At 40.6% G+C, this 22135-nt stretch carries 18 protein-coding genes and 4 tRNA genes; 13 read left to right on the forward strand and 9 right to left on the reverse strand.

Annotation, left to right across the window (positions count from 1 at the left end):
• Positions 1-22: 22 nt before the first annotated feature.
• Positions 23-4294, forward strand: coding sequence for a DNA-directed RNA polymerase subunit beta' (gene rpoC / locus NYR63_RS09505; RefSeq protein ID WP_279457307.1), 4272 nt, complete (start codon positions 23-25; stop codon positions 4292-4294).
• An 81-nt stretch (positions 4295-4375) separates the two neighbouring features.
• Here the strand turns inward: rpoC and NYR63_RS09510 are convergent, their stop codons facing one another.
• Positions 4376-5371 (reverse strand): hypothetical protein, encoded by a 996-nt coding sequence (locus NYR63_RS09510; RefSeq protein WP_279457308.1) that lies wholly within the window; start codon positions 5369-5371, stop codon positions 4376-4378.
• A gap of 281 nt (positions 5372-5652) precedes the next feature.
• Positions 5653-6069, reverse strand: coding sequence for a DUF417 family protein (locus NYR63_RS09515; protein WP_279457309.1), 417 nt, complete (start codon positions 6067-6069; stop codon positions 5653-5655).
• A 245-nt stretch (positions 6070-6314) separates the two neighbouring features.
• Here NYR63_RS09515 and NYR63_RS09520 point away from each other — a divergent pair, with 245 nt between their 5' ends.
• Positions 6315-6965: a DUF2202 domain-containing protein gene (locus tag NYR63_RS09520; RefSeq protein WP_279457310.1), complete on the forward strand. Its 651-nt coding sequence runs from the start codon at positions 6315-6317 to the stop codon at positions 6963-6965.
• A 179-nt stretch (positions 6966-7144) separates the two neighbouring features.
• On the opposite strand, the gene NYR63_RS09525 is transcribed toward NYR63_RS09520, so the two are convergent.
• The 5 genes from NYR63_RS09525 to gloA2 all read right to left on the reverse strand — a co-directional run bounded on the left by NYR63_RS09525 (position 7145) and on the right by gloA2 (position 11474).
• The gene (locus NYR63_RS09525) at positions 7145-7924 is read right to left on the reverse strand and encodes a hypothetical protein (protein ID WP_115587743.1); all 780 of its coding nucleotides are present in this window, start codon (positions 7922-7924) and stop codon (positions 7145-7147) included.
• 72 nt (positions 7925-7996) lie between these two features.
• Entirely contained in the window at positions 7997-9319 is a 1323-nt protein-coding gene (hslU, locus tag NYR63_RS09530; RefSeq protein WP_018652450.1) for an HslU--HslV peptidase ATPase subunit, read from the reverse strand.
• A 145-nt stretch (positions 9320-9464) separates the two neighbouring features.
• Positions 9465-9986, reverse strand: coding sequence for an ATP-dependent protease subunit HslV (gene hslV / locus NYR63_RS09535; RefSeq protein ID WP_005618211.1), 522 nt, complete (start codon positions 9984-9986; stop codon positions 9465-9467).
• A gap of 78 nt (positions 9987-10064) precedes the next feature.
• Positions 10065-10778 carry a DNA/RNA nuclease SfsA gene (sfsA, locus tag NYR63_RS09540; protein WP_279457311.1) on the reverse strand — a complete coding sequence of 238 codons (714 nt, stop codon included), beginning with the start codon at positions 10776-10778 and terminating at the stop codon, positions 10065-10067.
• A 303-nt stretch (positions 10779-11081) separates the two neighbouring features.
• Positions 11082-11474: an SMU1112c/YaeR family gloxylase I-like metalloprotein gene (gene gloA2 / locus NYR63_RS09545; protein ID WP_279457312.1), complete on the reverse strand. Its 393-nt coding sequence runs from the start codon at positions 11472-11474 to the stop codon at positions 11082-11084.
• A 99-nt stretch (positions 11475-11573) separates the two neighbouring features.
• On the opposite strand from gloA2, the gene mutY reads away from it, so the two are divergent.
• The 10 genes from mutY (at position 11574) to brnA (ending at position 17234) form a co-directional block, all read left to right on the forward strand.
• A complete protein-coding gene (mutY, locus tag NYR63_RS09550) occupies positions 11574-12719 on the forward strand; it encodes an A/G-specific adenine glycosylase (RefSeq protein ID WP_279457313.1) in 1146 nt (381 codons plus the stop codon).
• Positions 12720-12722: 3 nt separating this feature from the next.
• Positions 12723-12998 (forward strand): oxidative damage protection protein, encoded by a 276-nt coding sequence (locus NYR63_RS09555; RefSeq protein ID WP_005599252.1) that lies wholly within the window; start codon positions 12723-12725, stop codon positions 12996-12998.
• A 17-nt stretch (positions 12999-13015) separates the two neighbouring features.
• On the forward strand, positions 13016-14113 hold the full coding sequence (gene mltC, locus NYR63_RS09560) for a membrane-bound lytic murein transglycosylase MltC (protein ID WP_279457314.1): 1098 nt from the start codon (positions 13016-13018) through the stop codon (positions 14111-14113).
• Positions 14114-14237: 124 nt separating this feature from the next.
• A tRNA-Phe gene (locus NYR63_RS09565) sits at positions 14238-14313 on the forward strand.
• A gap of 5 nt (positions 14314-14318) precedes the next feature.
• A tRNA-Asn gene (locus NYR63_RS09570) sits at positions 14319-14394 on the forward strand.
• A gap of 137 nt (positions 14395-14531) precedes the next feature.
• Positions 14532-14607 (forward strand) — tRNA-Phe (locus NYR63_RS09575).
• A gap of 5 nt (positions 14608-14612) precedes the next feature.
• Positions 14613-14688: transfer RNA gene (locus NYR63_RS09580), tRNA-Asn, on the forward strand.
• Positions 14689-15112: 424 nt separating this feature from the next.
• Positions 15113-16504, forward strand: coding sequence for a signal recognition particle protein (gene ffh, locus NYR63_RS09585; protein ID WP_005609177.1), 1392 nt, complete (start codon positions 15113-15115; stop codon positions 16502-16504).
• 240 nt (positions 16505-16744) lie between these two features.
• Entirely contained in the window at positions 16745-17005 is a 261-nt protein-coding gene (locus tag NYR63_RS09590; RefSeq protein WP_279457315.1) for a BrnT family toxin, read from the forward strand.
• Positions 16992-17234 (forward strand): type II toxin-antitoxin system BrnA family antitoxin, encoded by a 243-nt coding sequence (gene brnA, locus NYR63_RS09595; RefSeq protein ID WP_279457316.1) that lies wholly within the window; start codon positions 16992-16994, stop codon positions 17232-17234. The genes NYR63_RS09590 and brnA overlap by 14 nt, the downstream gene beginning before the upstream one ends.
• 77 nt (positions 17235-17311) lie before the next feature.
• Here the strand turns inward: brnA and NYR63_RS09600 are convergent, their stop codons facing one another.
• Together NYR63_RS09600 and NYR63_RS09605 are read right to left on the reverse strand one after the other, a co-directional pair.
• Positions 17312-18976 (reverse strand): bifunctional metallophosphatase/5'-nucleotidase, encoded by a 1665-nt coding sequence (locus tag NYR63_RS09600; protein ID WP_279457317.1) that lies wholly within the window; start codon positions 18974-18976, stop codon positions 17312-17314.
• Between the two features lie 192 nt (positions 18977-19168).
• The gene (locus NYR63_RS09605; protein WP_279457318.1) at positions 19169-20335 is read right to left on the reverse strand and encodes an FAD-dependent oxidoreductase; all 1167 of its coding nucleotides are present in this window, start codon (positions 20333-20335) and stop codon (positions 19169-19171) included.
• Between the two features lie 205 nt (positions 20336-20540).
• Between NYR63_RS09605 and NYR63_RS09610 the strand changes: the two genes are divergently transcribed.
• The gene (locus NYR63_RS09610; RefSeq protein WP_279457319.1) at positions 20541-22067 is read left to right on the forward strand and encodes a YifB family Mg chelatase-like AAA ATPase; all 1527 of its coding nucleotides are present in this window, start codon (positions 20541-20543) and stop codon (positions 22065-22067) included.
• The last annotated feature ends 68 nt before the right edge of the window (positions 22068-22135 follow it).

Here is a 22135-nt window from a genome sequence, read left to right on the forward strand (position 1 = left end):
AATTCCTCACTAGGGGCAAAAAGTGAAAGACTTAGTAAAGTTTTTAAAAGCACAATCGAAATCGAACGACGATTTTGATGTAATTAAAATTGGTTTAGCGTCACCGGATAAAATCCGTTCTTGGTCTTTCGGTGAAGTGAAAAAACCGGAAACAATTAACTATCGTACCTTTAAACCTGAGCGTGACGGTCTTTTCTGTGCACGTATCTTCGGGCCGGTAAAAGATTACGAATGTTTATGCGGTAAATATAAACGTTTAAAACACCGCGGCGTAATCTGTGAAAAATGTGGCGTTGAAGTAACCCAAACTAAAGTACGTCGTGACCGTATGGGTCATATCGAACTTGCTTGTCCGGTGGCACACATTTGGTTCTTAAAATCACTTCCGTCCCGTATCGGTTTAATCTTAGATATGCCGTTACGTGATATCGAACGTGTACTTTACTTCGAATCTTATGTTGTTACCGAACCGGGTATGACCGATTTAGAAAAAAATCAGTTATTAACCGAAGAACAGTTCTTAGATGCGGAAGAGCGTTGGGGCGATGAGTTTGAAGCGAAAATGGGTGCGGAAGGTATTCAAGCACTTTTACGCGATATGGACTTAGAGCACCAATGTGAAATGATGCGTGAAGAGTTACAAGAAACTAACTCTGAAACTAAACGTAAAAAAATCACAAAACGCTTAAAATTATTAGAAGCATTCCAACAATCCGGCAATAAACCGGAGTGGATGGTAATGACCGTATTACCGGTGCTTCCACCGGATCTTCGTCCGTTAGTACCGCTTGACGGCGGTCGTTTTGCGACTTCGGATCTGAACGATTTATATCGTCGTGTGATCAACCGTAATAACCGTTTAAAACGCTTATTAGATTTAGTAGCGCCGGACATCATCGTACGTAACGAAAAACGTATGTTACAAGAGTCTGTTGATGCGTTATTAGATAACGGTCGTCGTGGTCGTGCGATTACAGGTTCTAACAAACGTCCGTTAAAATCTCTTGCAGATATGATCAAGGGTAAACAAGGTCGTTTCCGTCAGAACTTATTAGGTAAACGTGTGGACTATTCAGGTCGTTCGGTAATTACCGTAGGTCCTTACTTACACCTACACCAATGTGGTTTACCGAAAAAAATGGCATTGGAATTATTCCGTCCGTTTATTTATTCTAAATTAGAATCTCGCGGCATTGCTTCAACAATCAAAGCTGCGAAGAAAATGGTTGAACGTGAAGAACCGATCGTATGGGATATCCTTGCGGAAGTTATTCGTGAACACCCGATTTTATTAAACCGTGCGCCGACACTTCACCGTTTGGGTATCCAAGCGTTTGAACCGTTATTAATCGAAGGTAAAGCAATCCAGTTACACCCGCTTGTTTGTGCGGCGTTCAATGCGGACTTCGATGGTGACCAAATGGCGGTACACGTACCATTAACACTTGAAGCTCAGTTAGAAGCTCGTGCGTTAATGATGTCTACCAATAACGTACTTTCACCGGCAAGTGGTGACCCGATTATCGTTCCTTCTCAGGACGTTGTATTAGGTCTTTACTACATGACCCGTGAGAAAGTGAACGCGAAAGGCGAAGGAATGTATTTCCTTGACCCGCGTGAAGCGGAAAAAGCATACCGTACCGGTCAAGCCGAATTACACGCTCGCGTAAAAGTTCGTATTACCGAACACGTGAAAAACGAAGCGGGTGAATTAGTTGCGGAAACTAAATTATTAGATACCACAATCGGTCGTGCCATCTTATGGATGATCGCACCGAAAGGTATGCCGTTTAAAGTATTCAACCAAACGTTAGGTAAAAAAGCGATTTCAAAATTAATCAATGAAAGCTACCGTCGTTTAGGTTTAAAAGAATCTGTAATTCTTGCCGACCAAATTATGTATACCGGTTTCGCATACGCTGCGCGTTCAGGTGCGTCGGTTGGTATCGATGATATGGTTATTCCGGCGCAAAAACACGAAATTATTCGTGCGGCGGAAGCGGAAGTGGCAGAGATCCAAGAACAGTTTAACTCAGGTCTTGTAACTGCAGGTGAACGTTATAACAAAGTAATCGATATTTGGGCGGCGGCAAACGAACGTGTTGCAAAAGCAATGATGGAAAACCTTTCAACGGAAGAAGTTATCAACCGTGAAGGTAACCCGGAAAAACAAGCGTCATTCAACAGTATCTTTATGATGGCTGACTCGGGTGCGCGTGGTTCTGCAGCTCAGATTCGTCAGTTAGCCGGTATGCGTGGTCTTATGGCTCGTCCGGACGGCTCAATCATCGAAACACCGATTACCGCGAACTTCCGTGAAGGTCTGAACGTTCTTCAGTACTTTATTTCAACCCACGGTGCGCGTAAAGGTCTTGCGGATACCGCATTAAAAACAGCGAACTCAGGTTACTTAACACGTCGTTTAGTAGACGTAGCACAAGACTTAGTAATCACTGAAGATGACTGTGGTACACACGAAGGTATCGTGATGACTCCGTTAATCGAAGGTGGTGACGTTAAAGAAGCATTACGTGATCGTGTATTAGGTCGTGTGGTTGCGGAAGACGTATTAAAACCGGGTACGGAAGAAGTATTAATTCCACGTAACACCTTAATCGATGAGAAATGGTGTGATGTGATTGATGCGGAATCTGTGGACGTAATCAAAGTACGTTCGGTGGTAACTTGTAACACAGACTTCGGTGTGTGTGCGAAGTGTTACGGTCGTGACCTTGCTCGCGGTCACCTTATCAATCAAGGTGAAGCAGTGGGTGTTATCGCGGCGCAATCAATCGGTGAACCGGGTACACAGCTAACCATGCGTACGTTCCACATCGGTGGTGCGGCTTCTGCGGCAGCAAAAGAATCTAGCATCCAAGTGAAAAACGCAGGTACGATTAAATTAACTAACGCCAAATTTGTAACTAACAAAGAAGGCAAAATCGTATTAACTTCACGTAACACAGAATTAACTGTTATCGACACATTCGGTCGTACCAAAGAAAACTATAAAGTACCTTACGGTGCGGTGCTTTCTAAAAACGACGGTGCAGAAGTTGCAGTAGGTGAAGTGGTTGCTAACTGGGATCCGCATACAATGCCGGTCATCTCAGAGGTAAGCGGTCGCATCCAATTCAGCGACATCGTAGACGGCTTAACCGTTACGCGTCAAACCGACGAATTAACCGGTTTATCATCTATCGTGGTACAAGATGTGGGTGAACGTGCAACAGCAGGTAAAGATTTACGTCCGGCATTACGTTTAGTAGATGCACAAGGTAACGATATCTTAATTCCAGGCACAGACGTTGCAGCACAATACTTTTTACCGGGTAAAGCAATCGTAACCTTAGATGACGGTGCAGAAATCGAAGTCGGTGAAGCATTAGCACGTATTCCGCAAGAATCTGTGGGTACGAAAGATATTACCGGTGGTCTTCCACGCGTAGCAGACTTATTCGAAGCACGTAAACCGAAAGAGCCGGCAATCCTTGCTGAAATTTCAGGTATCGTATCATTCGGTAAAGAAACTAAAGGTAAACGTCGTTTAGTGATTACTCCGGCAGAAGGCGAAGCATTCGAAGAAATGATTCCAAAATGGCGTCAGCTCAACGTATTCGAAGGCGAAATGGTACAACGTGGTGACGTAATCTCTGATGGTGCAGAAACTCCGCACGACATCTTACGTTTACGTGGCGTTCATGCTGTAACAGATTACATCGTAAACGAAGTACAAGAAGTTTACCGCTTACAAGGGGTAAAAATTAACGATAAACACATCGAAGTTATCGTTCGCCAAATGTTACGTAAAGCGGTTATCACCAACGCATACGACAGCGAATTCCTCGAAGGGGAACAAGTTGAGGTTTCACGCGTGAAAATTGCTAACCGTAAACGTGCAGAAGAAGGCAAACCACTTGTTGAGTTCGAACGTGAATTACTTGGTATTACCAAAGCGTCGCTTGCAACCGAGTCATTTATCTCAGCAGCGTCGTTCCAAGAAACCACACGTGTTCTTACTGAAGCGGCAGTGGCAGGTAAACGTGACGAATTACGTGGCTTGAAAGAGAACGTAATCGTAGGTCGTTTAATCCCGGCTGGTACAGGTTTCGCATATCACCAAAACCGTGCGAAAAAACGTAACCAGCCAGAACAAGCGGTCGCTTTTGAAGCGCCGGTTGCAAAAGCTAACGGATTCGCAACCGATGCTGATATCGAAGCAGAATTCGAATTCGTTGCAGACGATGCAACTCAAAGCCTAGCAGCGTTATTAAATGCGGGTGATGAAGAGTAAATTCGTAGTGTGAGCATCTCTGCTCACCGTAGATAGAAAAGTAAAGCCCCCAGAGCTAGAGAGTTCTGGGGGCTTTTTTCATTATAAAATAGGGGGTATATCATGTGTTACAGCAATTTCTGAATCAATTAATGATATTGAGAAATAATGATCGTGTTTTGCAGTTATTGTAGAAGAAGAGAATAGAGTATAATCACTTTCTTCCGTTTGGTCGTAAAATATATCTATACTATGGATTTTATATTTAGATATTAATAACTCTAAATTGTTTTTCAGATATGCATCTTCATTTTTACGGTTACGATTTTGGTTTTCTGAATTAAAGTATGAGATGAAACATTTTTCAATTATTTTACCTTCAGTATCTACATCAATTTCATCAGTCATGGCATTCGCAGAAAGAATATTTAATCCGTGGACGTTTCCTTCTGTACGAGCTCTAACAATAAAAGTATTGAAGTAAATCAAGAAGTCATTATCTTCATTTGAAACTTTATATAATATATCTCTTAGTCCAGAATGTGAACCATTTGTTGGTCTTCTACTTGGTTCATTTGTGTATCCAACATATTCTACTTTATTACTTATTCCTAAATTATATTTACAAATATCAAGGAATTCGTGTATTGGAAAGGTTTCAATGTTACCATTATGATAATAAATATTTATAAATTTATCTTGTAAAGAAATTTTAGGACGTTTCTTAGTATTAGTACAGTCAATAAACTTTACTTTGATATATTTTTTTGTGTTTTTTTTACCAATGATAATAGGGATGTAGGTATATTGATTGATAGGGTTAAACCAAATCTTTTTACGTGTATTAAAACGGACTTTAGTTCTAGAGCATATAAAATAAACAAATCGTTTATCTAAATGATTTTGAACTGATTTTTCAATTTCCTTTAATTTATTGCGGATTAATCGATTGGTATCAATCTTTTCACTTAATTGGTTTGGATATACAATTAAGTCGTACCAAAATTTATGGCATTTATCGAGAGTGATGATCCATTTTTTATCTATATTTTGGTAAGTGGTATTTGAATTTAAAAAATTGAATAATCCTCTATTCATATATTTCCTCTATATATAAACCTGTAAAATTATTGTTTTAATAATTAATTTTAATCTGTCCGTCCAATCCAGCCCCCCAATTCGCTGAAACCCCCGATAGCACCCGTCTTTGACGGGTGCTATGTTTGAATCCTACTGAAAGTTTGTATAAGCTCTCGTCATAGAGGAGCTCTATCATTTCTAGGAAGAGATAGCAGAGAATAAAAAAACAAGCGGTTAGATTCCTCTATAATTTTGCAAAAAATTCGGGAAATTTAACCGCTTATCGTTTTATGGATATGTTACGGAAACGCTCTATTTAAATCATGTTTTAACAGTACAATCGCCCCGCCGATAAGTAAGAAATCCTTAAAGATAAAGCTATTAAATCCGATTTGTGCTAGTAGGCTAAGCGTGACTAAACCGGTGCCGATTAATCCTAACGCGCCGATAATGCCGGCTTTAGGATAGAAAATACCGACAAATAAACCGATATAAGTGATACCTTCAATTACCCCCAGTAGGTAACTTGCGCCGTGAAAGCCGAACCAATCGTAGAGAAAATTAAGCCAAGTAGTAGAAATTAACGGTTTAAGTGCTTCCACCTCGAAATCAAACCATTTAAAAATCCCGAATGTGGCAAAGACGATAAAAATTGATAAACGCAGGATCAGAATATCTACTTCCGATGTTTTAAATTTAGTTAGCAAGTTTTGCATAATGTCTCCTTATAAATAATTATGATACTTATAAGGGACGTAACAATAGGTAAGCTCTTACAAGGAAATATGGAAAGGAGAGCTTAAGCGGTAAACAAGCGGTTGAATTTGCAAGATTTTTCGTAATTTCGACCGCTTATGTCCCGATTAGCCGAAAAGATTATTTTTTCTTCAGTTTTTCTTAAGATTTGGGGTATAGCCTAAGCACAATAGCAAATAATGCTATTGAATCTGAGGAGGTTATTATGAAAAACGTAAAACTTATGCCGATGTTAATGGCCGGTATCGTGACTTTTTCTTCTTTCAGCTGGGCAACGGTCGAAACACCTTTTCCCAATCGTTCAACAAATATAGCCGCTAAAACCACCGCATCCGTACTAAGCCAAACGGAAATTGACTCTTTACGTTATATGCGAGAAGAGGAAAAATTAGCGCACGATATATATATCCATTTATACAACCGCTGGAAAACGCCGGTTTTCTTAAATATTGCCAATGCGGAGAAAATACATACTCAAGCGGTAGCGAATTTATTGCATCAGTACCAAGTAACTGATTCGATCCCTAATGAAGCGGGTAAATTCAATCATCCCGAGTTACAAAAATTATATGACCAACTGACTCAGCAAGGTGAAAAGAGCCTCATGGAAGCGCTCAAAGTCGGTATGTTAATTGAATATTTGGATATTGCCGACTTGCAGAAAGCTCAACAAAGCGTAACACAAAACGATATTAAAATGATTTATCAATTCTTAGAAAAAGGTTCGCGTAACCATCTACGTGGTTTTTATCGAAATTTACGTCAAATAGGCGGAGATTATCAGCCGCAATATATTACTTCAGCTTATTTTAATCAGATTGTATCAAGTAGAATGGAACGAGGGAGATCATTTTAATCTATAAATCAGAAAGAAAGGCTGAATCAAAATAAGGTTCAGCCTTTTCTATTTTAATCGAAAATTCAAGTTGTCATTAATCTTTCTTAGGGAGTAAGGCTAAATCAATTAAGATAGATATAAGTACAAATAAAACTCCTCATCAAGTGAGTTCACCATAGGGGATAAATCCTTTTATACTACATACAACTATCTATCTTAAAAAAATATTGTTGATTATATTTTAGTACATAAGATGCTTTGTCTTCCGAAAATAAAGGATAAACTTTAATCTGATCGTCTTCTCGTGAAGATAAGTTATTCTCTAGATATATACTTCCTTTAACATCTGCAAAGTTTCTACAAATATAAATTCCTTTGCTTGTTTCATTATCAAAGTATTGGTATTCATATAAGTAATGTTTTATTACTTTAACAATATTATCTGGATTCTCATATTTTTTTACTACGAGCAAGGTGGATATAAATATAGAAATAAATGATAAAATTAAACTAACTGTTATAATGGGTTTTCTATATTTTTGACCTTCTTTTTGAATAATACTGGCTTGTAGGAAAAATAGGATAAGTATTGATATTATTATATATAATAAAAAGGAAATGTTTATTAATATTATAGTTGTTAGTAGTATGATTGTATTAGATAAGAACCCATTACTAATGAATAGAGTGTTCTTTATTCCTGTTATTTCGAAGTAATTTATATAAAGCAGGCCTATAAGATAATTATAGTATAAGGTAAATAATGTAACGACAATGGATGATGTTATAATGGAATATAATTTCTTTATGCTTTTTATTTGTTTTTTATCTAAAAATAAATCGTATAAAATATAGCATAGTGCAAATAGGTTTAGTATTAACCATAATGCAGCATCAAAATAAAATTCTTGTTTTTGAGAGTTATTGAATAAAAGTAAAAAAACAAATTGAACTAATAAAATATAAAAGTATTTCATTTTCTCTCGTATATTAAAAGCGGTCAAAGTTCGCAAAAAATCCGCAAATTTTGACCGCTTGTTATCCGTTAATTAAAGAATAAAACGACTTAAATCTTCATTCTCTACTACGTCATTTAACGCATCTTGTACGTATTTCTCATCGATGACGATTTTCTCGCCTGAGCGTTCGCTTGCATCGAAGGAAATGCCGTCCATCAGGCGTTCTAATACGGTATGTAAGCGACGAGCACCGATATTTTCGGTTTTTTCGTTTACACGGAATGCCGATTCGGCGATTTTACTGATACCGTCTTTAGTGAATTCAATTTCCACACCTTCGGTTTTCATTAGCTCACGATATTGTAGCGTTAATGAAGCGTTAGGTTCGGTAAGGATACGTTCGAAATCTTCTTTGGTCAGTGATTTTAATTCGACGCGAATCGGTAAACGACCTTGTAATTCCGGTAATAAATCTGACGGGCGAGCCACTTGGAATGCACCTGAACAGATAAATAAAATATGGTCGGTTTTTACCATACCGTGTTTGGTATTGACCGTAGAACCTTCGATAATCGGCAGTAAATCACGTTGTACACCTTCACGAGAAACATCGCCGCCCGAATGTTCGCCTTTTTTACAGATTTTGTCGATCTCATCAATAAATACGATACCGTGTTGCTCAACCGCTTCAATCGCTTGTTGTTTCAACTCTTCCGGATTCACCAGTTTTGCTGCTTCCTCGTCCACCATCACTTTTAACGCATCTTTGATTTTCATTTTGCGTTTTTTGGTTTTGTTCGGCGACATACCTTCAAATAACGATTGAAGTTGCGAAGTCATTTCTTCCATACCCGGCGGCGTCATAATTTCTACGCTCACTTGTGCCGCTACATCGATTTCGATTTCTTTGTCATCAAGCTGACCTTCGCGCAATTTTTTGCGGAACACTTGGCGGGTTGAGCTGTTATCGCTTTCTTGTACGTTACCCCATTGATCTTTTGCCGGCGGCAATAACACATCTAAAATACGATCTTCCGCCGCATCTTGCGCACGCATACGGTTTTTCTCGACCGCTTGTGATTTAACTAATTTCACTGCAACATCAGTCAGATCTTTGATAATTGAATCGACTTCTTTACCCACGTAACCCACTTCAGTGAATTTAGTCGCTTCAACTTTGATAAAAGGTGCATTAGCTAATTTTGCCAAGCGGCGTGCAATTTCAGTTTTACCCACACCGGTCGGACCGATCATCAGAATGTTTTTCGGGGTAACTTCTTGACGGAGATCTTCCGGTAATTGCATTCTTCTCCAACGGTTACGTAGCGCAATTGCCACCGCACGTTTTGCTTCGTTTTGTCCGATAATATGCGCGTCTAATTCCGACACAATTTCACGAGGGGTCATTGACATATTTTTTGTTCCTTCTAAATAACTCCCCTCTTTAGCAAAGAGGGGCAGGGGGAGATTTGGCAGAATAGCATTACGCTCATGTGAAAATCTGACCCTGTCATCAAATCTCCCCTAACCCCTCTTTTCTAAAGAGGGGGACATTTTTTTAAACTTCTTCGATTACGTGATTATGATTTGAGTAAATATCAATATCACCGGCGATTTTTAATGCTTCCGCCACGATTTCTTTTGCGGATAAATTGTTTTCAGTGCGAAGTAGTGCAAGTGCCGCAGCTTTGGCGTAGTTACCGCCGGAGCCGATGGCTAACACGTCTTGTTCCGGTTCAATCACATCACCAGAGCCCGAAACAAGTAAAAATTCGCTTTCGTTCGCCACAATCATCATCGCTTCTAATTTGCGAAGCGAACGTTCGGTACGCCATTCTTTTGCCAGTTCCACCGCAGATTTGATTAAGTGACCTTGGTGCAACTCCAATTTTTTCTCGAATAAATCACGTAAGATAAACGCATCGGCGGTTGAGCCTGCAAAACCGGTGACCACTTTATCTTTATACATGCGGCGCACTTTGCGTACCGTGCCTTTTTCTACACAATTACCAAGTGTTGCCTGTCCGTCGCCACCGATAGCGACTTTGCCGTCTTTGCGAACACATACGATCGTTGTCATATTAAATCCTTGTCCTTTCTTTTAGGGAAAACTGTGGTGTTAAATGGGGGAAAATTTGTCTTTTTCAAGGACAAGCGGTCAGATTTCACAAGAAAATTGCAAATTCATCGCCACCGGCTTACCTTGTGCTAATTCGATTTGAGCCTTATAGGCTAATACTTTTACTCCGGCGTTTTTCGCTTGTTCAAATAAGGCGGCATATTGCGGATCAATCTGTTTTGCCACGGCAAAACGTTGGATACCGGTGTGTAAAATCGCAAAAAATATGACCGCTTTTTGCCCCGATTCGGCAATCGCAGCCAATTCTCGTAGGTGTTTTTGCCCACGTTCCGTTTTGGCATCGGGGAACATCCCCAAACCGTTTTCAGTAAGTAAGGTAGTGGATTTTACTTCCACAAAACAGTCGGGCTGATTGTCCGCTTTGAGCAGAAAATCAATGCGGCTGTTTTCCGTGCCGTATTTTTGTTCGGGCAAGATAGTTTGGTAATCGGTAAGTTCGGCAATCCACTGTTTTTCTAATGCTTCTTGCACGAGCTGATTGGCTCGTTGGGTATTCACACAAATAAAATCGCCCGTTTGGGTTTGAGTTAGTTCCCAAGTGTGGGCATATTTGCGTTTCGGATTATCGGAGGTGGAAAACCAAACGGTATCGCCGGCGGTAGCACAGCCGGTCATTGCGCCGGTATTCGGACAATGGAGAGTAATTTGTTCACCGTTGGGTAGCAGAATATCGGCTAAAAAACGTTTATAGCGTTTGATCAATATACCGCAAGAAAGAGAAGGAAATTGCATAATAGTCTTTGATTTATAAAGAAAAAAACCGCTTTTTGCAAAGCGGTTTTTGTGCAAACTGATTAACGGTTGGTCAGGTTGTTATTACCTGACTGGCGGGTCAGGTAATAACTTAATCTCGATCAGCTTTGTTTAACAATCTGATAAAGGAGAACGAGAAATGAAAGCATTTTGGCTTATCATTATCTTTTTAGTGTTATTACTTGTTTGCTCACCAGCGCAGTAATAACCTAAACCAACTACACGGCAGGCATTTGCTTGCCGTGTTCTTACTATAAGCCGAGTTGCTTAAATTTTCAACCCTTAAATTTCATAAAACTCTAACGGTAAACCGTCCGGATCTTTAAAGAAAGTGAAGCGTTTACCGGTTAAATCATCAATTCGAATCGGTTCACATTCCACCGCATTTTTTGCTAAAAATTCGACCGCTTGTTGCACGTCTTTCACACGAAACGCTAAATGACGCAAGCCGCAGGCTTCCGGGCTATTTGGGCGTTGCGGCGGATTCGGAAAACTAAATAATTCAATTTGCGAACCGTCGGCAAAACGCAGATCGAGCTTATAGCTTTCACGTGCCGCACGGTAGGTTTCTTCAATAATTTCCGCACCGAGAATTTGCGTATAAAAGTGTTTAGATTTTGTGTAATCAGCGGCAATAATTGCCACGTGATGGAAGCCGAGAATCGGGGTTGGCATAATTTTTCCTTATAAAAGTTTTGCAAAAAAACTGTTAAATACGACCGCTTAGGTTATGATGCACGGTCTGATTACACTTTCTATTTTAAAAGGTTTCGAGTGAAAACAAAATCGCAGTTTCCGCCGGCTCAATCCGATCCGGCTCAGCCGTTCGCCAAAGCGGTATTAGCTTGGTTCGCACAGTATGGGCGGAAACATTTACCTTGGCAACAAAATAAAACTTTATATGGGGTTTGGTTGTCGGAAGTGATGTTACAACAAACGCAAGTCGCAACCGTTATTCCGTATTTCGAGCGTTTTATCGAACGTTTTCCGACGGTAACGGAGTTAGCCGATGCGCATATTGATGAAGTGTTGCATTTGTGGACGGGCTTAGGTTATTACGCACGCGCCAGAAATTTGCATAAGGCGGCACAGCAAATTCGTGATCAATTTAATGGTGAGTTCCCAACCGATTTTGATGATGTTTTGGCACTTTCCGGCGTAGGGCGCAGTACGGCAGGGGCGATTTTATCGTCCGTGTTAAATGCACCGCATCCGATTTTAGACGGCAATGTAAAACGGGTGCTTTCCCGTGCGTTTGCGGTGGAAGGCTGGAGCGGTGAAAAGAGTGTAGAACATAAATTGTGGCAATTAACTGCAAGCGTTACGCCGAATAGCCAAGTTGCCGATTTTAATCAGGCGATGATGGATCTCGGTGCAATGGTCTGTACCCGCAGCAAACCGAAATGCTCGTTATGTCCGTTAGCGAATTTATGCGAAGCGAATCGGTTTGAAGCATGGGATAAATTTCCGGTAAAAAAACCGAAGAAAATTTTGCCCGAACGTCAGGCGTATTTTTTGATTATCAAAGAGGGTAACAAGATTTTATTGGAACAGCGTGAAGCCAAAGGGCTTTGGGGCGGGCTATACGTATTTCCGCAGTTTGAAGATTTGGATACGCTTAAGCGGTCGCTTGCTGAACAGAATTTGCAAATATCTCAGCAATTAATCGCATTTCGCCACACATTCAGCCACTTTCATTTGGATATTACCCCGATTTTGGTAGAGCTGGATTTGCAAAAAAATGCACAAAATCAACCGCTTGTCGTACAAGAAAATTGCGGAAATTATCGCCTTTCGGTATCTTCAACCGCTAATTATTGGTATGATTTACAATTACCGAGCGAAATAGGTTTGGCAACGCCCGTAAAACGTATTTTGGACGAACTCAGTTTAACGCTAACTAGCACTAATAAGGAATAAAAAATGGCTCGTACTGTATTTTGTGAATATTTAAAGCAAGAAGCCGAAGGCTTAGATTTTCAATTATATCCCGGCGAATTGGGTAAGCGTATTTTTGATTCTATTAGTAAACAAGCGTGGTCGGAATGGATCAAAAAACAAACGATGCTCGTGAACGAGAAAAAATTAAGTATGATGAATGCTGAACACCGTAAATTGCTTGAAACGGAAATGGTGAATTTTTTGTTTGAAGGTAAAGAGGTTCAGATTGAAGGTTATGTTCCTGTCGAACAGAAGTAACAAGGTATTAATTTCTAATGAAAAAATATACTAAATATTTACCGCTACTGTTGATTATTCCGTTTTTAGCCGCTTGCGGCAGTAGTTCTCCTAAAAAGAGTAAAAGAACCAAAACTCGTGTGGACTACAACACTAAAGATACTAACGGTTTAGATATTTTAACGGGGCAGTTTTCGCATAATATTGACGATATTTGGGGAAGTAACGAGCTATTAGTTGCAAGTAAAAAAGATTACGTAAAATATACGGATAAGTTTTACACGCGTAGCCATATTTCCTTTGAAGACGGTCAAATCACGATTGAAACTTTAGGTGACCAAAATCACTTACGTAACAGTATTATTCACACCTTGTTGATGGGATCAGACCCGAAAGGGATCGACTTGTTCGCTTCAGGCGATGCGCCGATTAGCAGTAATCCGTTCCTTGCCGGTCAGGTAAACGATCAATTCGGACGTGATATTAACAATATTGCGATTGCCAATGATTTTGCGACTTATTTAATCCAAAATAAAATGCAAACACGCCGTCTGCAAAACGGCAGAACGGTAACTTATGTGGCGATTAAAATGGTGGAAGGGCATATTGAAGTGCGTGCACGCCAATATTTACCGTTAGTACGTAAAATGGCAAAACGCTACAATATTGAGCCGAGCTTGATCTTAGGGATTATGGAAGTCGAATCGGCATTCAACCCGTATGCGGTCAGTTATGCGAACGCTATCGGCTTAATGCAAGTCGTACCGCGTACCGCAGGACGCGATATTTTTGCGCGTAAAGGTTTTGACGGACAACCGGATCGCGCTTATTTATATAATCCTGCACAAAATATCGATTCGGGTACGTTGTATTTAGCGATTTTGCGTGATGAATATTTGGAAGGAATCACCAATCCGACCGCTAAACGTTATGCAATGATTTCCGCTTATAACAGCGGGGCGGGTTCGGTGCTTAAAGTATTCGATTATGATAAATATGATGCGATTGATCGTATTAATGAGCTTTCGCCGGATGCGGTTTATCGAATTTTGACGACTGCACACCCGTCAAGCCAAGCTCGAAATTACTTGAAGAAAGTATCGAAAGCACGTGAGAAATATTTGCATATTCGATAATCTGTTGTTTTTTAAAGCAAAAAGTACAAAAAAAGCACGTTTGGACAGACTTTTTTAAATTTTTTAAAAAAATGTTTGACGAAGTGGGGCTAAATCAGCATAATGCACCCCGCAACAAGACGTTGCCTCGATAGCTCAGTCGGTAGAGCAGGGGATTGAAAATCCCCGTGTCGGTGGTTCGATTCCGCCTCGAGGCACCATCTATTCCTCCTTAGTTCAGTCGGTAGAACGGTGGACTGTTAATCCATATGTCGCAGGTTCGAGTCCCGCAGGAGGAGCCATATTCGGAAGCCCTGATGATTTTCATCGGGGCTTCGGTTTATCAGTGGATCGGATGTAAATTTCTTCAGAAAATTATCTTGGTCGGCTTGACGGCAGACAAAAATAATTGCATAATACCCACTCTTAACGATAAGTTGCCTCGATAGCTCAGTCGGTAGAGCAGGGGATTGAAAATCCCCGTGTCGGTGGTTCGATTCCGCCTCGAGGCACCATCTTTTCCTCCTTAGTTCAGTCGGTAGAACGGTGGACTGTTAATCCATATGTCGCAGGTTCGAGTCCCGCAGGAGGAGCCATATTCGGAAACCCCGATGAGAAATCATCGGGGTTTTATTCTTTCTATCTCGGCAAAAAGTAAAATTGTATATTAAATAATAAAGATTGCCGAAATTTTGTGATCTCTCTCCAATTCTTAGAAAATATCTGAAATTTTCCTTCGCAAATTATCACTAGTCAGAGTATCATTATAGAAAATAATAAATAAAATGATTCCTCGAATATCGTCTGTTTTGCGGCATTACTTTTAACAAGTAGTGCCGCATTTTTTATATACTTGCCCTATTATTTTTTTCCCAATAGCCTGAAGTTTTAGAAAAGAAAATCGAATCAACATTTTAAGCGGATTCTTTCCTACAAGAAATGCAAATTTTTTGTATAATAAAGCCATTTTTCCGCATACAAGCGGTCGAATTTCATAAAAATTTTGCAAAAGAGAACACTATGTTTGAAAATCTATCCGACAGATTGTCGAAAACGCTACGTAATATCACGGGCAAAGGACGCTTAACCGAAGATAATATTAAAGATACGTTACGTGAAGTACGTATGGCGTTACTTGAAGCTGATGTTGCATTACCTGTAGTACGTGAATTTATCAATAAAGTAAAAGAACGCGCATTAGGTACGGAAGTCAATAAAAGCCTAACGCCCGGTCAAGAATTTCTCAAAATCGTACAAAGCGAACTTGAAATCGCAATGGGCGAAGCGAATGAGGAATTAAATCTCGCAACGCAACCGCCGGCGGTCATTTTAATGGCAGGTTTACAAGGTGCGGGTAAAACCACCTCGGTCGGTAAGTTAGCGAAATTCCTTAAAGAACGTCATAAGAAAAAAGTGTTAGTGGTATCCGCCGACGTTTATCGTCCGGCGGCGATTAAACAGCTTCAAACCTTAGCGGAAGCGTTAAAAGTCGATTTCTTCCCGACGGAAACCACACAAAAGCCGGTTGAAATTGCCGAGCTTGCCCTAAAACACGCAAAACTGAATTTCTTTGATGTCTTGATTGTGGATACCGCAGGTCGTTTACACGTGGACGGCGAGATGATGGAAGAAATCCAGCAAATCCATCGTGTATTAAACCCGATTGAAACGCTTTTCACAGTGGATGCGATGACCGGTCAAGATGCGGCGAATACGGCGAAAGCTTTCAACGAAGCCCTACCGCTTACCGGTGTAATCTTAACCAAAGTGGACGGTGATGCACGTGGCGGTGCGGCGTTATCTATTCGTCAAATCACCGGTAAACCGATTAAATTCCTCGGTGTGGGTGAGAAAACCGATGCGTTAGAACCGTTCCATCCGGATCGTGTCGCTTCACGTATTCTTGGTATGGGCGATGTGTTATCGTTAATCGAAGATTTACAACGCTCGGTCGATCAAGAAAAAGCCGAGAAAATGGCACAGAAATTTAAGAAAGGTGACGACTTCACCCTTGAGGATTTCCGTGAACAGCTGATCGAGATGAAGAAAATGGGCGGTATGATGTCGATGTTGGATAAACTGCCGGGCGCGAAGAATTTGCCTGACCATGTGAAAAATCAGGTGGATGATAAAATGTTCGTAAAAATGGAAGCGATCATCAACTCTATGACTCTGAAAGAGCGTGCCAATCCGGATATTATTAAAGGTTCTCGCCGTCGTCGTATTGCATTAGGTTCCGGCACACAGGTGCAAGACGTAAACAAATTGCTCAAGCAATTCGATGAAATGCAACGTATGATGAAAAAAATGCGTAAAGGCGGTATGGCGAAAATGATGCGCGGTATGAAAGGTATGATGGGCGGCGGTATGGGCGCACTCGGCGGCTTAGGCAATATGTTTGGTAAGCGTTAATCCTTGCGTTACTTTTATATTAACTACTTAATTTCTTTAAAATCCCTCTTTGCTAAAGAGGGATTTTTTTCGAATATCATGTACCGCATAAGTTAATATGTATTAATACTATTCTTTGTTAATTGAATTACAGCTGTAAGCAGTTGATTTCTTAAAATTTTTGTATAAGAGTTCAGAAATTTGATCTATTATGCTATACGGTATATAAAAGGTATGATATTGATATATTAAAGGAATAATATGTTTGAATATGATCCTAATAAAAGTCGAATAAATAAAGAAAAGCATGGTATAGACTTTGAAGAAGCAAAACAATTATGGAAAGATGAGCAATTGCTAACTTTTACTGTTATGAACGATCCTGAGCATAGGCTATTAGCTATTGGACAGATTAATAAAAAACATTGGTCTGCAATTTTTACCGTTAGAGGTAAAAATGTACGTTTAATTTCAGTTAGACGTTCAAGAAAAAAAGAGGTAGAGCTTTATGAAAACACATAGTTTGGAATTTGAGCGGAAATTTGATGATAATGAGGAAGATATTGTTGAATATCTTGATTTAACAAGTGCTAATCGCCCTAATCAAAAAAGTAAACGTGTCAATGTTGATTTCCCGATATGGATGGTTGAAAGTCTTGATAAAGAAGCGCAACATTTAGGTGTTCCGCGGCAAGCATTGATTAAACTTTGGATTGCAGAAAAACTTCCAAAGCCTCATATAGCCTCTTAATATTAAAAAACAAGCGGTTAAATTTCCAAAATTTCTTGCAAAAATCTTGAGGAATTTAACCGCTTGTTTTGTATTAATTATTCTAAACCGACAATTTTCCAGCGGTTGTGAGACACGCCTTCTACTTTGCCTTTTTTCACGTTAGAGATGTAATCGATCATCATATTTTGAATGGTGCCGGCTTCGCTGCCCATTGCGACTTTAGATTCCCATAATACCGGGATTTGTTGTCCTTCCCATACGCCGCCTTTTTTGATGAGCTGCTCATAACGATATGAGTTCATACCGAGTTTGATTTTGCTGTCATCAGTGATTGCGGTGCCGTTTGCAAGGCTAAGATCAACAATTTTTTCGCCACTTGGTTTGCGTAAATCAATGTTGAATTTTACGCCGCCGAAAATATCAAATGTGACATATTTCGATTTGCCGCGTTTTTCATTGATACGGTAGTCTTTATCTTGCGGCTGAATTGTATCGAAGTAATCTGCCGACCAGTTCATATACGCCTTGAGCTGTTTGCCGGTCACTTCGTACACGCTCACATCACCGCCCGCATAGCGATAGTTATAGATAATATCTTTTTTCTTAATATCGCCTTTGTCTAAACGTACGGTTTGGTGGTCGAAGGCAAAAGACACCACGTCCGCTTTACTGTAATGTTGTTGCACGTCATTAATCAATGAAGATAAACCGGTATCTTGCGTGAAGGCAATCGCTACACCGTGATTTTTACCTTGCGGAATCATGGTTTGTGCTGTTTCGCCGATTTTCACATTGTTCAAACGGCGTAATTCGTCATGATACGGTTGGTAAATTTTTTCGATTGCAGGATCTGAAGCCAATGCTTTAACCGGTACGGTTTTTGCATTTTTTGAAAGTAATTTCACTTTGCCGTCATCTGCGACATCAAAGGCTAAATCTACTTCGGAAACAACCGTACCGTAGCGGTGTGGTTCGGTAATCAGAGTATTTTTAATCGTTTCCGCTGAAACGTTTTTGTGCATATGACCGGCGATAATCACATCAATGCCGTCCACGTTATTGACTAAATCCGCCACGCCGGTATCAGGGATATTATTTTCGTTTTCAATCCCCATATGCGCTAACACGATAATCGCATCAACTCCTTTCGCTTTTAACTCGGCAATTTGTGCCTTCGCTTCTTCGCTTGGTGAGCTGAATTTCATCTCATCAAGGTGATGGGTATCTTTTTCGAAGGTTGCCGACATTGGTGTGGTTAAACCGATTAAACCGAGTTTTACACCGTCTTTTTCAATAATATCGGTGGCGGTAACGTAACGTTTACCATCTTTTTTGTAGTAGAAGTTGGCGGTTAATACTTTGGCATTAATGTCTTTAATGATTTCATCTAAAGCGGTCATACCGAAGTTAAATTCGTGGTTACCTAAAATAAAATAGTCGTATTTCATTTCGTTTAATACTTTAGGAACCGGGTTGTCTTTGTAGTATTTTTTCGTTTTAGCGAAAACTTCCACTTGGTTGTCTTGAATCGCATCACCGATATCGACTAACACTACATTTTTATTATTTTGGCGTACCTCTTTTACATAGGTGGAAATTTGCGCGTAAGAACCGGATTTGTCCTCAATATCCGCGCCATAGTTCCAAGGTAGGATACGCCCGTGAACATCCGATGTGCCTAAAAATTTAATATTCACTTCTTTAGCGACTGCAACGCTCGCTGCAGATAATACCAATAAAGTACCGAGTACTTTTTTCATGATGATCTCCTTATGAGATAAGTAGGAAATAAACTACAAACTATTTTAACTTAGCTTGATTATATATTGTACTTAATTGAAAGTGTTTTTTAGAAAAGGTAACGTTATTGACTTAAATTGAGTGTTTGCGAAAACAGCAAGCGGTCGAATTTCGCAAAAAATTTGCAAAACTTGACCGCTTGTAATGAAAAGCTATAAACCTATCGCATAGCGCAATGCTTTTTTCTTGAGTGGTGTGATTTTTTCCGCCAGTACCAAGCCTAAATTTCGGGCGACTTTTACCGGCAATAACTCGGTTTTGAATGCCTTATAAAAAACGTCCATACCGGTTTGCATCAATAAATTATCGGGTTTACGTTTATGTTCATAACGTTTAAGCACCGCTTCATTTGCAAAGTTTTCGCCTTTTTTGACCGCTTGTTCAATCACTTCCAATAACACTTGCACATCTTTAAAACCTAGATTGACGCCTTGTCCGGCAAGCGGATTAATCGTGTGTGCCGCATCACCAATCAATACCACGCCGTTTTTGACATAATGTTGAGCGTGTTGGCGAGTCAGCGGAAAACTGGCGGCATTTACTACTTCCACTTTGCCTAAACGGGCAGGGAAATGTTGCTGAATTTCGGCGGTGAGTTTTTCTGAAGACAGTTGTTTTAGCTGAGCAATGCGTTGCGGTGCGTCATACCACACGACACAACCGTTATGTTCGGATAATGGTAGAAATGCACGAGGGCCGCTCGGGAAGAAGTGTTGCCAAGTGACAGATTGTTGCGGTAATTCGGTTTTCACAGTGGCAAGTAAACAATGTTGGCGATATTGCCAGCTGGTTAGCCCAATACCTGCCCAGCTACGCACTTGTGAGTTTGCGCCGTCCGCCGCAATCAGTAATGGGGCGGTAAATGTTTGCTCATCAACGGTTACCGTCCACAATTGTTCGTGATAATTTGCAGAAATTTGCGAAAAGCCGACCGCTTGTCGGCAGTTTGGATACTGGTTTAAGGCTTGCCATAAACCGAGCTGAATCGCATTATTTTCCACCATAAAGCCGAGCTTATCCAAGCCGATTTCCGCCGCATGAAAGGCGGTATTAAACCCTTCGATTTCCCAAGTTTCCAAACCGTCATACGGGCAAACTCGCATTTGGCTAATCGCCTGCCAAGCGCCCAGTTCTTCAAGCAGTTTGACCGAGGTAATACTGATAGCGGAAATGCGTAAATCATAAGCGGCATTTGCATCAAATGAGGGAAGCGGATTTTTTTCGATTAACGCGATATTTAACCCTTGTTTCGCCAAGCCGAGCGCCGCCGCTGCCCCGACCATACCGCCACCGATAATGATAATATCCTGTGTTTTCATTTTGCCCCTCATTTGCTGAATATTGATGTCCTATTATAACGTTTTAATCACCGGAACTAACTCTATATTTAGTGCTTTTAGGATTTTTAGCTTGGATTTAATAGAAAAGAAATTTACTTTTGCGATCCTGATCGAGAAAAGCGATTTTGTTGCTGTGACGTAGAACATTTATCTTTTACCCTCCTAACAATTTTTAGGAGGGAAGATGTCTTTAGCCATTGTTTATAGCCGTGCATCGATTGGTGTAGAAGCACCGTTGGTAACGATTGAAGTGCATTTGAGTAACGGGAAACCGGGGCTAACCATTGTCGGCTTACCGGAAACCACGGTAAAAGAGGCGGGCGATCGGGTGCGTAGCGCATTAATGAATGCCAATTTTATGTATCCTCCACAACGGATCACGATTAACCTTGCACCGGCGGACCTACCTAAAGAGGGTGGGCGTTTTGATCTGCCGATCGCAATTGGGATCTTAGCTGCCTCAGGGCAGATGGATTCGGATCGCTTAAAACAGTTTGAGTTTTTAGGGGAGCTGGCTTTAACCGGTGCGTTACGAGGGGTTCATGGTGTGATTCCGGCGGTAATTTCCGCCGAAAAAGCCAAACGACAGATGATTATTGCCCGCCCGAATGTGAATGAAGCGTCGTTAGTGTCGAATGCCGAAACCTATTTTGCCAGTTCCTTATTGCAGGTGGTCAATTTTATGAATAAGCGGGATAGCTTGCCGATTGCTCAGCAGATTCCGCAAAAAACACAAGAAATTCAACCGCTTGTAAAACGTGATTTAACCGATATTATCGGGCAACAACACGCTAAACGAGCGTTGATGATTGCGGCTGCCGGACAACATAATTTACTTTTCCTTGGTCCTCCCGGTACCGGCAAAACGATGCTCGCCAGCCGTTTGGCGGATTTGTTACCGGCAATGAGTGATGACGAAGCGATTGAAACTGCTTCGGTCACTAGCTTAGTACAAAATGAATTGAATTTTCATAACTGGAAAGAACGCCCGTTTCGAGCACCACATCACAGTGCATCTATGGTGGCATTAGTCGGTGGCGGTTCCATTCCTAAACCTGGTGAAATCAGTTTGGCGCACAATGGCGTGCTTTTCTTAGATGAATTGCCTGAGTTTGAACGTAAAGTGTTAGACGCATTACGTCAGCCGTTGGAAGCCGGAGAGATTATTATTTCCAGAGCCAATGCTAAGGTGCAATTTCCTGCCAGTTTTCAATTAATTGCGGCAATGAATCCTAGTCCAACAGGACATTATCAAGGCACGCACAATCGTACTTCTCCGCAACAAGTGATGCGTTATTTAAATCGTTTATCCGGCCCGTTTTTAGACCGTTTTGACTTATCAATTGAAGTCCCTTTATTACCAAAAGGCGCATTACAAAGTAGCGATAACCGAGGTGAAACCACCGAGCAAGTACGCAAGCGGGTACTTTCGGCAAGAGAATTACAAATGGCGAGAGCCGGTAAAATTAATGCTAAATTAACCACCAAAGAAATCGAACATGATTGTCGCCTTGCAGAAAAAGATGCGCTATTTCTAGAAAATGCACTAACAAAATTAGGACTTTCGGTGCGTGCTTATCATCGGATTTTAAAAGTTTCCCGCACAATTGCCGATCTGGCTAACGAACCGCATATTCAACAAATCCATCTTGCCGAAGCATTAGGCTATCGGGCGATGGATCGGCTTTTGCAGAGGTTGCAGAACGATTAAATTGTAAACTTTAGAGCTTTATATTTTGTTTAATGATATTATATTTACTTATATTTATTATTTTTAGT

Origin of the sequence: Actinobacillus genomosp. 1 (assembly GCF_029774175.1) — a bacterium.
Taxonomy (GTDB): Bacteria; Pseudomonadota; Gammaproteobacteria; order Enterobacterales; family Pasteurellaceae; genus Actinobacillus.

Excerpts from the sequence above, each read along its gene's own strand:
- NYR63_RS09510 (WP_279457308.1), bottom strand. The coding sequence starts at position 5,371 with ATGAATAGAGGATTATTCAATTTTTTAAATTCAAATACCACTTACCAA.
- NYR63_RS09515 (WP_279457309.1), bottom strand. The coding sequence starts at position 6,069 with ATGCAAAACTTGCTAACTAAATTTAAAACATCGGAAGTAGATATTCTG.
- NYR63_RS09520 (WP_279457310.1), top strand. The coding sequence starts at position 6,315 with ATGAAAAACGTAAAACTTATGCCGATGTTAATGGCCGGTATCGTGACT.
- NYR63_RS09525 (WP_115587743.1), bottom strand. The coding sequence starts at position 7,924 with ATGAAATACTTTTATATTTTATTAGTTCAATTTGTTTTTTTACTTTTA.
- hslU (WP_018652450.1), bottom strand. The coding sequence starts at position 9,319 with ATGTCAATGACCCCTCGTGAAATTGTGTCGGAATTAGACGCGCATATT.
- hslV (WP_005618211.1), bottom strand. The coding sequence starts at position 9,986 with ATGACAACGATCGTATGTGTTCGCAAAGACGGCAAAGTCGCTATCGGT.
- sfsA (WP_279457311.1), bottom strand. The coding sequence starts at position 10,778 with ATGCAATTTCCTTCTCTTTCTTGCGGTATATTGATCAAACGCTATAAA.
- gloA2 (WP_279457312.1), bottom strand. The coding sequence starts at position 11,474 with ATGCCAACCCCGATTCTCGGCTTCCATCACGTGGCAATTATTGCCGCT.
- NYR63_RS09555 (WP_005599252.1), top strand. The coding sequence starts at position 12,723 with ATGGCTCGTACTGTATTTTGTGAATATTTAAAGCAAGAAGCCGAAGGC.
- mltC (WP_279457314.1), top strand. The coding sequence starts at position 13,016 with ATGAAAAAATATACTAAATATTTACCGCTACTGTTGATTATTCCGTTT.
- ffh (WP_005609177.1), top strand. The coding sequence starts at position 15,113 with ATGTTTGAAAATCTATCCGACAGATTGTCGAAAACGCTACGTAATATC.
- NYR63_RS09590 (WP_279457315.1), top strand. The coding sequence starts at position 16,745 with ATGTTTGAATATGATCCTAATAAAAGTCGAATAAATAAAGAAAAGCAT.
- brnA (WP_279457316.1), top strand. The coding sequence starts at position 16,992 with ATGAAAACACATAGTTTGGAATTTGAGCGGAAATTTGATGATAATGAG.
- NYR63_RS09600 (WP_279457317.1), bottom strand. The coding sequence starts at position 18,976 with ATGAAAAAAGTACTCGGTACTTTATTGGTATTATCTGCAGCGAGCGTT.
- NYR63_RS09605 (WP_279457318.1), bottom strand. The coding sequence starts at position 20,335 with ATGAAAACACAGGATATTATCATTATCGGTGGCGGTATGGTCGGGGCA.
- NYR63_RS09610 (WP_279457319.1), top strand. The coding sequence starts at position 20,541 with ATGTCTTTAGCCATTGTTTATAGCCGTGCATCGATTGGTGTAGAAGCA.